Here is a 12328-nt window from a genome sequence, read left to right on the forward strand (position 1 = left end):
CTCACTCAAGAACCGGCCGGCGGGTGATTCCTCGCCGCATCGGCCACCCGGATTTCACGAAAGCTGTGACGCCACAGATTCCAGTTGCCTCCACGCATCGTGGACAACGAACCGATAACCGTACAGTTACGCCTAATACTGTCCGACATGCGACAACCCCCGCCCGATGGGCGGGGGTTGTCGCATGTCGATCAGGCGGGGATGTGAGCCGTCCTCACTCCTCGCCGGCGAGCTTCAGGGTGCGCAGCTTCTGACCCGCGTACCAGGTCGCCGCCACGGTCACGAGCGCCAGCAGGACCGTCGCGAGCGGCAGTCCGACGTCGGAGGTGATCGCCCCGCCCCCGCCGGTCTTCTCCGCCAGCGCGAGGGACCACTGCTGCACGCTCAGCGTGCGCGCGCCGGGCACCAGGCTGCCGAAGAGGGCCTCCCAGACCAGCGCGTAGACGAGTCCGAGGACCACCGCGTGCCGGCTGACCGTGCCCAGCAGCAGGAACAGCGCGCTGTAGGCGATCGAGGCGACCAGCGCCGCGATCGTGTACGCCACCGCGATCTGCTGGCCGTTGCCGTTGAGGATCAGGCCGGCGATCAGGGTCGGCACCGCCGAGAACACCATCGTCACCGCGATCGCCACGATCAGCTTGGTGAAGATGATCGTCGGCCGGCCGACCGGCTTGGCCAGCAGGTAGACGATCGAGCCGTCGTCGATCTCCGGTCCGATGGCTCCCGTACCGGCGATCACGCCGATCAGCGGCACCATCGTGGCGATGGCGAACCCGCCGAGCACGTCGGAGGCGACCTGGTCGTCCGCCCCGGCGAACATCCGTACCGCCACCGCGATGACGATCAGGAGCGCGGGCAGGACGAAGAGGATGGCGGCCCGGCGCCGGCCGAGCAGGGCCCGGTAGGTGAGCCGGGCGACTGTGGGGTCGTACATGACGTCACAGCTCCTTTCAGGCCACTACTCAGGCCGCTACGAGATAGGAAAAGACCGATTCGAGGGACTCGTCGGACGGCGAAACGGTCAGAAGCCGAATGCCCTGCTCCCGCGCCACCTCGGGCAGCAGCGTGGTGAAACGACCGAAATCGACAGCCTGAATGCGCAGGGCGTTCTCCGTCACGTCCACCTCGATGCCGGCCGTCGACGGGTCGGCGATGAGCGCGGCAGCCAGGGCGCGGTCGTCGCTGGACCGTACGAGATAGCGGTGCGGGCGGTCCGTCATCAGCCGGCGGATCTTGCGGAAGTCCCCGGACGCGGCATGCCGACCGGCCACGATCACCTCGATGTGCGAGGCCAACTGCTCGACCTCTTCGAGGATGTGGGAGGAGAAGAGCACCGTGCGCCCCTCTGCCCCCATCCGTCGCAGCAGCTCCATGAGCTGCATCCGCTGCCGCGGGTCCATTCCGTTGAACGGCTCGTCGAGCAGCAGCACCGACGGGTTGTGGACCAGCGCGGACGCCATCTTCACGCGCTGGCGCATGCCCTTGCTGTACGTGGAGATCTTGCGGTCCTGCGCGTACTCCATCTGGACCGTGGCCAGCGCGGCGGCGGCCTGGGCGTCGCCGAGTCCATGGAGTTCGGCGTTGGCCACCACGAATTCGCGGCCGGTCAGGAAGTCGTACATCCCCTCCCGCTCCGGCACGATGCCGATCTGCCGGTAGACGTCCTCGTTGCGCCAGATCGGCTTGCCGTCGAGCGTGACCGTGCCCGTCGACGGGGCGAGGAATCCGGCCATCATGTTGATCAGCGTGGACTTGCCGGCGCCGTTGGGACCGAGCAGACCGGTGACGCCCGGTCCCACGGTCATGCTCACGTCGTTGACGGCGACCACATTGCCGAACCAGCGGGAGGTGTGGTCGATCTCGATGGTGGTCACAGGCCGACCCTCCGGTAGCGGCGCATCAGTACGGCGTACGAGCCGGCGACGAGCGCGAGGACAACGATCAGGTAGACCACGCCGGTACCGGCCCCCGGGCCTTCCCCTCCGGGGAAGGCGGAGGTCGCGCCGAGGAACGCGGTCTGCACCCCGTCGATCAGCGTGATCGGGGAGAAGAGCCCGAGCCACGGCACCGCGCCGGTGGACCCCGTCGACCAGGCGATGCCCTGGACCGTGGTGACCGCCCCGTAGGTGATGGTCAGTACGGCGATGACCGCGGCGACACCGAAGCCCCGGCGCGGAGTGAGTGCGGCCATCACCAGGCCGAGACCGGCGAAGAGCACGGACAGCAGTGCCACCGACACCATCCCCTGGGCGAACCACTTGGTCTGGTCCCCGAAGTCGAACTTCCCCAGCAGCGCGCCCACATAGAGGACCAGGAGCGGCGCACCGGTGAGGACGAAGAGCGCGGAGGCCATCGCGGCGAACTTGGCCAGGACGTAGTCGGTCCGCTCGATCGGCCGCGAGAAGTACAGCGGCACGCTCTTGAACCGCAGGTCCCTGGAGACCGACTGCGGCGCCTGCGCGGCGATGAACAGGGCGATGACGGCCTGGAGGTAGATCGCGAACGACGTGTACTTGATGGGCAGTTTCGTCGTGTTCGGGGTGGCGATGGCCACCGCCACCAGGATCGCCGCCACCAGGCACATCACACCGAACAGGAGCATCGGCAGCACCTTGGACTTGACCGAGCGGCCGAGTCCGAAGGAGCCGCGCAGCGACTGGGAGTAGAGCGAGCGGCGCGCGTAGGCGCGGCCGAGGCGCGGGCCGTCGTAGGCGCGGTAGCCGATGTTGTGGATCCGGGAGGTCTCGCTCCCGGGCGCGGCGCCGGTCTCAGTGCTCATCGCGACCGCTCTCCTTCTGCTCTGCGGCTCCGGCCGGTACGGACACCGGCTGTGCCTCTTCCGTACGGAAGACCTCGGCGATGTGGTGGCGGCGCTGTTCCATCCGGACGAGGCCGAGGCCCAGCCCGGCGACGCTGTCGCGGACGAGGTCGTACGTCTCCTCGCCGGCCGCCTCGACCAGCAGGATGTGTCCGGCGCCGGGCAGCCCCTGCGTGTCCAGCCCGTCGAGGCCGACCAGCTTGACCCCCGCGCCGGTGAGCACCTTGCGCAGGGCGTCGGTGCCGTCGGGGTGGGAGTCGCTGTCGGTGACCTCGACCGCGAGGGTCGTGGTGGTCTGGGTGAAGTCGCTGGTGGAGCTGGAGCGCAGCAGCGATCCGCCGTCGATGACGACGACGTGGTCGCAGGTGCGTTCCAGTTCGCCCAGCAGGTGCGAGGTGACCAGGACCGAGATCCCGAAGTCGGTGTGGACGCGCCGGATCAGTCCGAGCATCTCGTCGCGGCCGACCGGGTCGAGGCCGTTGGTCGGCTCGTCGAGCAGCACCAGCTGCGGGTCGTGGACGAGTGCCTGGGCCAGCTTCACGCGCTGCTTCATGCCCGTGGAGTAGCCGCCGATGGGGCGGTAGCGCTCCTCGTACAGGCCGACGTGGCGCAGTGTGTCCGCGGTGCGCTCGCGTGCGGCGGTCGGGGGCAGCCCGGACATCCGCGCCATGTGGACGACGAACTCGGTGGCCGAGACGTCGGGCGGCAGGCAGTCGTGCTCGGGCATGTAGCCGACCCGTTCCCGGATGGCGGCGCCGCTCGTCGCGACGTCGAGCCCGAGCACCGCTGCCCGGCCCTCGGTCGCGGGAGACAGACCCAGCAGGATCTTGATCAACGTGGACTTGCCGGCCCCGTTGGAGCCAACGAGCCCGGTCACGCCGGGGCCGATGTCCAAGGAGAGCCGGTCAAGCGCGGTCACCCTGGGGAACCGCTTGCTCAGGCTTTCGGTCGCGATGACTGTCACAACAACGACGGTAGTGGCGCGGGCCACACCGGTCGTCAGACCTGGCGGCTGGATTCACGTCAGACTCCAGATGTACGGGACCCGTAAGGGGCCCCCACCGAGGAGTACCGCGGCCCGGGCGGCGCGGTGCCGCAGCCGTCCCGGAGTTCTCCACAGACGGGGCGCTCCGTTTTCCACAGGTCACGCACACCCCTTGACGTAGCCGCCGGACATTGTCACATTCATCAGTGTCACGTTACGGGCACGTACCGCACACGGCAGGGAACGGACGGTGGCATGGCCTCGCGAGTGAAGGACGAACGGGCCTCTGAGCTCAAGGGGTTCAGAGAGGTGCAACGCCTCGCCTACGCCTGCGCGGAGGCGGTCGCCGCCCGGCTGAAGCCGGGTGTGACGGAGCGGGAGGCCGCCCGGATGCAGCGCGAGTGGCTGCGCGAGCGCGGGGTGCGGGACTGGTTTCATCTCCCGTTCGCCTGGTTCGGGGACCGCACGGCGTTCACCGGGTTCAAGGTGCCGCTGCAGTTCTTCCCGACGGACCGCAGGCTGGAGCCGGGGATGCCGTTCATCCTCGACATGGCCCCGGTGTACAAGGGATTCACCGCGGACATCGGATACTCGGGCTGCCTCGGGCTCAATCCGCTGCACGACCGGCTGCTCGCCGATCTGGAGGCCCACCGGGCCCTGATCCTGAGCGAGGTGCGCGAGCGGCGCCCGCTGCGCGAGATCTACGAGGACGTCGAACGCCTGATGATCAGGCAGGGCTACGCCAACCGGCACCGCGCCTACCCCTTCGGCGTCATCGCCCACAAGGTCGACCGCGTCGCCGAACGGCGTTGGTCGCCCCACGTGTTCGGCTTCGGTACGCAGTCGCTCAAGGGCCTCCTGAGCGACGCGGTGCACGGCCACCGGGAGGGCTGGTCGCCGCTGTGGAGTCCGTACCGCTTCTCCGACCACCCCCCGCAGCCGGGCCTGTGGGCGGTCGAGCCCCATCTCGGATTCCGGGGCACGGGCGCCAAGTTCGAGGAGATCCTGGTGGTCACCGACTCCCGGGACCCCGAGCAGAGTGCCTTCTGGCTGGACGACGATCTGCCGCATGTGCGGCGCTGGGCCGAGGAAAGGGTGGCGGCGTGAGTCTGCTGAATCTGCCGGGGGCGCGCGAGCGCCGGGTGTCCACGGGCGGTATCGACCTGTGCGTCGTCGAGCTGGGGGACGTGACGCGCCCGACCATCCTGCTCGTCCACGGGTATCCGGACAGCAAGGAGGTCTGGACCGAGGTCGCGGAGCAGCTCGCCGAGGAGTGGCATGTCGTGCTGTACGACGTGCGCGGGCACGGCAGGTCGACGGCGCCCGTGCCGCTGCGCGGCGGCTTCACGCTGGAGAAGCTGACCGACGACTTCCTCGCGGTCGCCGACGCCGTGAGCCCGGACCGTCCGGTGCACCTGGTCGGTCACGACTGGGGTTCGGTGCAGTCCTGGGAGTTCGCGACGGTCAGCCGCACCGAGGGCCGGATCGCCTCGTTCACGTCGATGTCCGGCCCGTCCCTGGACCACTTCGGCCACTGGATCAAGCGGCGGATGTCCCGGCCCACTCCGCGCCGGGTGGGCCAGCTCCTGGGCCAGGGCGCCAAGTCCTGGTACGTCTACATGCTGCACACCCCGGTGCTGCCGGAGCTCGCCTGGCGCGGCCCGCTCGGCAAGCGGTGGCCGGGAATCCTGGAGCGTCTGGAGAAGGTGCCCCGGGGCGACTACCCGACGCCGTCACTGCCCGACGACGCGGCGCGCGGCGCCTGGCTCTACCGTGACAACGTCCGCTCCCGGCTGCGCAGGCCGCGCGCCGACGCCTTCGCGCATGTGCCGGTCCAGCTGATCACACCGACCGGCGACATCTTCCTCTCGGAACAGCTCTACGACGAACTCGACGCCTGGGTCCCCCAGCTGACCCGGCGCTCGCTGCCGGCCAAGCACTGGGTGCCGCGCACCAGGCCGGACCAGCTGGCTTCCTGGATAGCCGAGTTCGCCGCTTCGGCCGAGTCGGCACGGCAGGGCGGCGTCCCGGTGCACGACACCGCGCCGAAGGGGGCCCATGCCGAGCGGTTCGGCGGACAGCTGGTCCTGGTGACGGGCGCCGCCGGGGGCATCGGCCGGGCCACGGTGTTCGCCTTCGCCGAGGCGGGGGCGCGTGTGGTGGCCGTCGACCGGGATGCGGAGGGGGCCGCGAGGACGGCGGAACTGGCCCGGCTGATCGGTGCCCCCGCCGCCTGGGCGGAGACGGTCGACGTCAGCGACGAGCAGGCCATGGAGAAGCTCGCCGAGAAGGTCGCCACCGAGTACGGCGTGGTCGACGTGCTGGTCAACAACGCCGGTATCGGGCTCTCCGGCTCGTTCCTGGAGACCAGCTCCGAGGACTGGAAGAACGTCCTCGACGTCAATCTCTGGGGGGTCATCCACGGCTGCCGGCTCTTCGGCAAGCAGATGGCCGAGCGCGGCCAGGGCGGCCATATCGTCAACACCGCCTCCGCCGCCGCCTATCAGCCGTCCCGTGCACTGCCCGCGTACAGCACGTCGAAGGCCGCCGTGCTGATGCTCAGCGAATGCCTGCGTGCCGAGCTGGCCGAGAAGTCGATCGGGGTCAGCGCGATCTGCCCCGGCATCGTCAACACGAACATCACCGCGACCACGCGTTTCGCCGGGGCGGACGCGGCGGAGGAGAAGCGGCTCCAGAAGAGGACCAGCAAGCTGTACGGCGTCCGCAACTATCCGCCGGAGAAGGTCGCCGAGGCGATCCTCAGGGCGGTGGTGCGCAACCAGGCCGTGGTCCCGGTGACGCCGGAGTCCCATGCGGCGCGCTTCCTGTCCCGGCTCAGTCCGGGCGTGCTGCGCGGGGTCGCCCGGCTGAAGCCGCCGCTGTGAGCGGTACGGGGCCGTCACCCGTAGCCGGGCGGGCGGCGGCGGAGTACCGGATCGAGGACCTGGCGCACGCCAGCGGGGCCACGGTCCGGACGATCCGCGCCTACCAGGACCGCGGACTGCTGCCGACCCCGGAGCGCCGGGGCCGCGCCAATGTGTACCGGGACACCCATCTCGCCCGGCTCCGGCAGATCGCGGACCTGCTCGACCGGGGCTACACCCTGGCCAGCATCAAGGAGTTGCTGGAGGCGTGGGACACGGGACGCGGGCTCGGCGGGGTCCTCGGACTGGTCGCGGAGGTGCACGGGCCGTGGACCGACGAGCGTGCCGACCGGATCACCCGAGCCGAGCTGAACCAGAAGTTCGGCGGCACCTCCGACGAGCAGGCTGTTGCCGAGGCGGTGGACCTCGGTGTGCTCGAACGGATCCCCGGGAGCACGGACGAATTCCTGGTGCCGAGCCCGCAAGAGCTGGCGGTGGCGGTCGAGTTGTACGCGGCGGGCGTGCCCCTGTCCGCAATCTCCGGTCATCTCAGGGAACTTCGCGGTCAGGTCGAGCAGATAGCTTCCCGGTTCCTGGAGTTCACCACCGAGCACGTCTTCGCGCGCTATCTGGGGCATCGGCCGCCCACCGACGCGGACGCGGCCGAGGCGGCCTCAATGGTGCGGCGGCTCCGGCCGCTCGCCCAGCAGACGGTCGATGCCGAACTGGCGCGGGCGATGCGGACGTTCGCCACTCGCCATCTGGAGCACCATCTCGCGACCGAAGGCCCGTTCACACCGGAGTCGGCCACCCCGCCTCCGGTCTCGGTCGCCCTGCCGTTCGGCACAATCGCGGCGGTGCAACGGCTGGTTGGCCGCGAGAACACGGGCGCGTTCATCGCGGCTGCCGCCGAACGCGAGGTGCAGACAAGGACATTGGACACACTTGCCTCATCAGACCGTTATCGTAAAGAACTTGATCAAAAGGGTTAATTCACAAGCTCGTTGTCCACAGAATCATCAAATTGCCTGTGGATAACTGGAGTTGGCTGTGGATCAAACCTGTGAGCGAAAAATGCCCGGATGAATCCTGAGCAAAATCCGGATGCGCCGACGGAGCACCCGGAGCACGCTGGACGGATGGACGAAAGACGCACCGTCAAGGTGTCCAAGTACCTCTCGAAACACCTGCGGCATCAGCCCGAGCGGATCGGGCTCGCGCTCGACGCCCACGGCTGGGTGCCGATCGCCGAGCTCCTTGAGGCGACGGCCCGCCATCATTTCCCGCTCACCCGCGCCGAGCTCGATCAGGTCGTCGCCTCCAACGACAAGCAGCGCTTCGCGATCGACGGCGACCGCATCCGGGCGAGCCAGGGACACTCCGTCGACGTGGATCTGGACCTGCCCCCGGCCGAGCCGCCTGCGTACCTCTACCACGGCACGGTGGGCCGGTCCCTGGAAGCGATCCGCGCCGAGGGGCTGCGTCCGATGAACCGGACCCATGTCCATCTCTCGACCGACCGTGAGACGGCGACCCGTGTCGGGGCCCGGCGCGGCCGGCCCGTCGTCCTGTCCGTGGACGCCGGGGCGATGCACCGCGCGGGCCACACGTTCTGCGTCAGCGCCAACGGGGTCTGGCTCACCGCGGCCGTACCCCCCGCGTTCCTGCGACTGCCCGGCTGACCCGGGAAGGCGCGGCTCAGCACCCCTCCACAGGGCTGCCCGCTAGCCGGCGAGCTGCGCGGGAGCCTGTGTCACGATCTCCTCGAAGAGCTTCTCGTCCGCCACCGCGGCGGCGAACTCCGGACCGTCGGCGGGCACCGGGGCATGGATCACGATCTCCGTGAATCCCAGCTCCGCATGCCGGCCCACGAAGTCCACGAACGCGTCCACGGAGTCGAACGGACGGCTCCGGCCCCCGGCGAGGTCCGGGTTGAAGTCGGGCGTGAAGCCGGTGAGCAGGATCTTGTCCAGCTCGTCCACGTCCCGGTCGTTCTCGGCGCAGGCCCGGCCCAGCCTGGCCATCTGCCCCCGGAGCGCTTCGAGCGACTCCGCCGGGCTACCCGCCTCGTACAGCTTCGGGTCCCCCGTGGTCACCCAGGCCTGCCCGTACCGGGCGGCGACCCCGAACCCGCGCGGCCCGGTGGCGGCGACGGCGAACGGCAGACGCGGCCGCTGGACGCACCCCGGAAGGTTCCGCGCCTCGGTGGCCGAGTAGAACGTGCCCTCGTACGTCATTCCCGCCGGCTCACGCAGCAGCCCGTCCAGCAGCGGGACGAACTCGCCGAAGTGGTCGGCACGCAGACGCGGGGTCCACGGCTCCTCGTCGCTCCGCAGGAGGGTCGAGGCGTCGAAGCCGTTCCCACCGGCCCCGATCCCCAGCGTGACGCGGCCGCCGGAGATGTCGTCGAGTGAGATCAGCTCCTTGGCGAGGGTGACCGGGTGCCGGAAGTTCGGCGAGGTCACCAGCGTGCCCAGGCGCAGCCGCGAGGTGACGCAGGCGGCCGCCGTCAGCGTGGGCAGCGCCCCGAACCACGGCCCGTCGCGGAACGCCCGCCAGGCGAGGTGGTCGTAGGTGTACGCGGCGTGCAGCCCCAGCTCCTCGGCGCGCTGCCAGGCGGAGCGCCCGCCCTCGTTCCAGGGGCGGACGGGCAGGATCACGGTACTGAGGCGCGGCGTGGTGCTCATGGACCAGAGTTTACGGCGGTATGGATGCACCACACCTTTCCCCCCAAATATCCCGGACGGCAGCAGAGTTGAAGAGGTGCGTCACAGGAGCCGGGCGGGGGCGTCGAGGGGGCCGTGACGGGGGCGGCCCGGCGGCCGGCGGGCCGGGCGGGGACCGCGGGGCGACCCCGAATCCGTCGGCATATGCCGGAGGAATGTTCCCCAGCTCAGCGGCGCGCGCACTCAGATGTGCGCCCCTGCGCACGCCCGTGCACCCCTGTACGGGAGAATGGGGCCGTGACCTCGTCTAACGAACCGCCCGTTCCTGTCGCTCCCCGGCTGATCGCCACCGATCTGGACGGCACCCTCCTGCGCGACGACAAGACCGTGTCGGACCGTACGGTCGCCGCGCTCGCCGCCGCCGAGGAGGCGGGCATCGAGGTCTTCTTCGTCACCGGCCGCCCGGCCCGCTGGATGGACGTCGTCAGCGACCACGTCCACGGCCACGGGCTGGCGATCTGCGCCAACGGGGCCGCCGTCGCCGATCTGCACGCCGGCGGCGCCCTGCTGAAGATCCGGGCCCTGGAGCGGCCGACCGCCGTCGACGTCGTGCGCACGCTGCGCGCCGCCGCCCCCGGCACCTCGTTCGCCGTCGAACTGGCCACCGGCATCCACTACGAGCCCGCCTATCCGCCCTTCCACCTCGACCCGGGTGCCACCGTGGCCGTCGCGGAGAAGCTGCTCCACGAGGAGACGGCGGGCGCCGGTGCGCCGGTGCTGAAGCTCCTCGCCCGCCACGGCGCGCTCGACCCGGACGACTTCCTCACCCTGGCCCGCACGGCCGCCGGTGACCGAGCCTGCATCACCCGCTCCAGCCCCACCGCCCTCCTGGAGGTCAGCGGCGCGGGCGTCTCCAAGGCCAGCACGCTGGAGCTGTGCTGCGCCGAGCGCGGCATCACCGCCGCCGAGGTGGTCGCCTTCGGTGACATGCCGAACGACGTGGAGATGCTGAGCTGGGCGGGCACCTCGTACGCGATGGGCAACGCCCACCCGGCCGCCTTCGCGGCTGCCTCCGGACGTACGGTCACGAACAACGAGGACGGGGTCGCCGTCGTCATCGAACGGATCCTCGCCGAGCGCGCCCGGCCCCTCGCCGGGTACTGAGCCGGCGGACCCCGGGCACCGGGCGGTCAGAGCGGCGCCTGCCACACCACCGTCGTTCCGCCTCCGTCCTCCCCGATGCCGGGACCGAACCAGCTGGCCCCGCCGAGCGACTCCGCCCGGCGGGCCAGGTTCCGCAGCCCGCTGCGCCGGCCGCCCGCCGGGATGCCCACCCCGTCGTCGGCGACCGAGAGGCGTACCGCGTCCCGCCCGTCGGGGAGCGTGGCCGTCGCGTCCACGACCACCTCGATACGGGCCGCGCCCGCGTGCCGGAAGGCGTTGGACAACGCCTCCCGCAGCGCCGCGATCAGGTTCTTGCCCGTCAGCTCCCCGACCAGCGAGTCGATCGCACCGACGAAGCGGTGGGACGGTTTGAAGCCCAGCGGGACCGCCACCATGTTGATCTCGCGCAGGACCCGGGTGCGCAGACCGGACGGAGCCTCGGCCGGCTCCTGCTGGAGCGCGAAGATCGCGGTACGGATCTCCTGGATCGTCACGTCCAGCTCGTCGACCGCCCGGCCCACCCCGGTCTGCACCTCCGGCACCTCCGAGCGGCGCTGGGCGCTCTCCAGCATCATTCCGGTGGCGAACAGCCGTTGGATGACCAGGTCGTGCAGGTCCCGGGCGATCCGGTCGCGGTCCTCGTACACCGCCAGCCGTTCCCGGTCCCGCTGCGCCTCGGCCATCATCAGCGCCAGCGCGGCCTGCGAGGCGAACTGCGTGGCCAGGGTCCGCTCCGTCTCCGTGAACGGCCTGCCGCCCCGGGCCCGCGGGGTGGCGAGCGCGCCGAGCACCCGGCCCCCGCTGTGCAGCGGGAGCAGCATGCTCGGGCCGAACCGGTCCGCCAGCCTCGTGATCATGCGGGAGTCGGTGGCCGAGTCGTCGACGAAGACCGCCTCACCGCCCAGCAGCATCCCCACCACCGGGCTCTGTGCCGGGATGATCACCCCCAGCGAGGCCGTCGGGTCGTCGGCGGACACGGCGACGATCTCCAGGCCGCCGCCCTCGGCCGGCAGCAGCACGATCCCGGCTGCGGAACCGGCGAGCCTGCGGGCCTGCTCGGCGACGACCGAGAGCGCGTCGTCGGCGTCCCCGCCGGAGAGCAGTGCGGTGGTGACGGCGACCGAGCCGTCGATCCACCGTTCGCGCTGCCGGGCCGCCTCGTACAGCCGGGCGTTGCCGATCGCGATCCCGGCCTCGGTGGCCAGCACCCGCACCAGGTGCAGGTCGTAGTCGTTGAACTCGCCCCCGCCGTCCTTCCCGGCCAGATACAGATTGCCGAAGATCTCGCCCTGGACCCTGATCGGTACCCCGAGGAACGTGCGCATCGGGGGGTGGCCCGGCGGGAATCCGGCGAATCTGGGATCGGCCGTGAGATCGGCGAGCCGCACGGGGCGCGGGTCGTGGATGAGGGCGCCGAGCAGTCCCCGGTGGCCGTCCGGGCGGCGGCCGATCTCGCGCGCCACGGAGTCCGGGACGCCGTAGGTGACGAAGTCGGAGAGCCCCTTGCCCTCCGCGTCCACGACACCGATCGCGGCATACCGGGAGTGGGCCAGTTCGGCGGCCGTCTCGCAGATCCGGTCGAGCGTGGAGTGCAGTTCGAGCCCTGTGCCGACGGAGCGCATGGCCTCCAGCAGCCGCGGCACCCTGGCGGTGAGTTCGGTGGACAGGCCCCGCAGGCTGCGCGTCGCCTCCGTCGCCGCGTCGAGCGCGTCCGCCGGGGTGCCGGGGGACGTCGTCGGGCGCCGCGGCTCGTCCTTCGGAGTCTCGTCCTTCGGATGCTTCCGGGCAGGCTCTGACATACCCAGAGAGTAGTAAGTACCTTTTGTTGCGG

At 70.7% G+C, this 12328-nt stretch carries 11 protein-coding genes; 5 read left to right on the forward strand and 6 right to left on the reverse strand.

What is annotated here, in order from left to right; translation table 11 throughout:
- Positions 1-214: 214 nt before the first annotated feature.
- Genes RLT58_RS17635 through RLT58_RS17650 form a run of 4 tightly spaced genes read right to left on the reverse strand, consistent with a single transcriptional unit; the run spans position 215 to position 3782 of the window.
- On the reverse strand, positions 215-934 hold the full coding sequence (locus tag RLT58_RS17635) for an ABC transporter permease (RefSeq protein ID WP_311311339.1): 720 nt from the start codon (positions 932-934) through the stop codon (positions 215-217).
- Between the two features lie 28 nt (positions 935-962).
- Positions 963-1874 carry an ABC transporter ATP-binding protein gene (locus RLT58_RS17640; protein ID WP_311311340.1) on the reverse strand — a complete coding sequence of 304 codons (912 nt, stop codon included), beginning with the start codon at positions 1872-1874 and terminating at the stop codon, positions 963-965.
- Positions 1871-2779, reverse strand: a complete 909-nt coding sequence (locus RLT58_RS17645; protein WP_311311341.1) for an ABC transporter permease — start codon at positions 2777-2779, stop codon at positions 1871-1873. Before RLT58_RS17645 ends, RLT58_RS17640 begins: the two co-directional genes overlap by 4 nt.
- Positions 2769-3782 (reverse strand): ABC transporter ATP-binding protein, encoded by a 1014-nt coding sequence (locus RLT58_RS17650; RefSeq protein ID WP_311311342.1) that lies wholly within the window; start codon positions 3780-3782, stop codon positions 2769-2771. The genes RLT58_RS17645 and RLT58_RS17650 overlap by 11 nt, the downstream gene beginning before the upstream one ends.
- A gap of 276 nt (positions 3783-4058) precedes the next feature.
- Here RLT58_RS17650 and RLT58_RS17655 point away from each other — a divergent pair, with 276 nt between their 5' ends.
- The 4 genes from RLT58_RS17655 (at position 4059) to RLT58_RS17670 (ending at position 8349) form a co-directional block, all read left to right on the forward strand.
- Entirely contained in the window at positions 4059-4910 is an 852-nt protein-coding gene (locus RLT58_RS17655) for a M24 family metallopeptidase (RefSeq protein ID WP_311311343.1), read from the forward strand.
- 5 nt (positions 4911-4915) lie between these two features.
- Positions 4916-6688, forward strand: a complete 1773-nt coding sequence (locus RLT58_RS17660) for an SDR family oxidoreductase (RefSeq protein WP_311314545.1) — start codon at positions 4916-4918, stop codon at positions 6686-6688.
- Positions 6685-7659, forward strand: a complete 975-nt coding sequence (locus RLT58_RS17665) for a MerR family transcriptional regulator (RefSeq protein ID WP_311311344.1) — start codon at positions 6685-6687, stop codon at positions 7657-7659. Before RLT58_RS17660 ends, RLT58_RS17665 begins: the two co-directional genes overlap by 4 nt.
- 147 nt (positions 7660-7806) lie before the next feature.
- Positions 7807-8349, forward strand: coding sequence for an RNA 2'-phosphotransferase (locus tag RLT58_RS17670; RefSeq protein ID WP_311311345.1), 543 nt, complete (start codon positions 7807-7809; stop codon positions 8347-8349).
- A gap of 42 nt (positions 8350-8391) precedes the next feature.
- Here the strand turns inward: RLT58_RS17670 and RLT58_RS17675 are convergent, their stop codons facing one another.
- Positions 8392-9354: an LLM class flavin-dependent oxidoreductase gene (locus RLT58_RS17675; RefSeq protein ID WP_311311346.1), complete on the reverse strand. Its 963-nt coding sequence runs from the start codon at positions 9352-9354 to the stop codon at positions 8392-8394.
- Positions 9355-9630: 276 nt separating this feature from the next.
- Here RLT58_RS17675 and RLT58_RS17680 point away from each other — a divergent pair, with 276 nt between their 5' ends.
- The gene (locus RLT58_RS17680) at positions 9631-10497 is read left to right on the forward strand and encodes an HAD hydrolase family protein (protein ID WP_311311347.1); all 867 of its coding nucleotides are present in this window, start codon (positions 9631-9633) and stop codon (positions 10495-10497) included.
- A gap of 26 nt (positions 10498-10523) precedes the next feature.
- Here RLT58_RS17680 and RLT58_RS17685 read toward each other — a convergent pair whose 3' ends face one another.
- Positions 10524-12296 (reverse strand): GAF domain-containing sensor histidine kinase, encoded by a 1773-nt coding sequence (locus tag RLT58_RS17685; RefSeq protein ID WP_311311348.1) that lies wholly within the window; start codon positions 12294-12296, stop codon positions 10524-10526.
- Positions 12297-12328 lie beyond the last annotated feature (32 nt).

It is taken from the genome of Streptomyces sp. ITFR-16, from assembly GCF_031844705.1.
Taxonomy (GTDB): domain Bacteria; phylum Actinomycetota; class Actinomycetes; order Streptomycetales; family Streptomycetaceae; genus Streptomyces.

Coding starts and splice junctions, on each gene's coding strand:
- RLT58_RS17635 (WP_311311339.1), bottom strand. CDS start 934: ATGTACGACCCCACAGTCGCCCGGCTCACCTACCGGGCCCTGCTCGGC.
- RLT58_RS17675 (WP_311311346.1), bottom strand. CDS start 9,354: ATGAGCACCACGCCGCGCCTCAGTACCGTGATCCTGCCCGTCCGCCCC.
- RLT58_RS17685 (WP_311311348.1), bottom strand. CDS start 12,296: ATGTCAGAGCCTGCCCGGAAGCATCCGAAGGACGAGACTCCGAAGGAC.
- RLT58_RS17655 (WP_311311343.1), top strand. CDS start 4,059: ATGGCCTCGCGAGTGAAGGACGAACGGGCCTCTGAGCTCAAGGGGTTC.
- RLT58_RS17645 (WP_311311341.1), bottom strand. CDS start 2,779: ATGAGCACTGAGACCGGCGCCGCGCCCGGGAGCGAGACCTCCCGGATC.
- RLT58_RS17670 (WP_311311345.1), top strand. CDS start 7,807: ATGGACGAAAGACGCACCGTCAAGGTGTCCAAGTACCTCTCGAAACAC.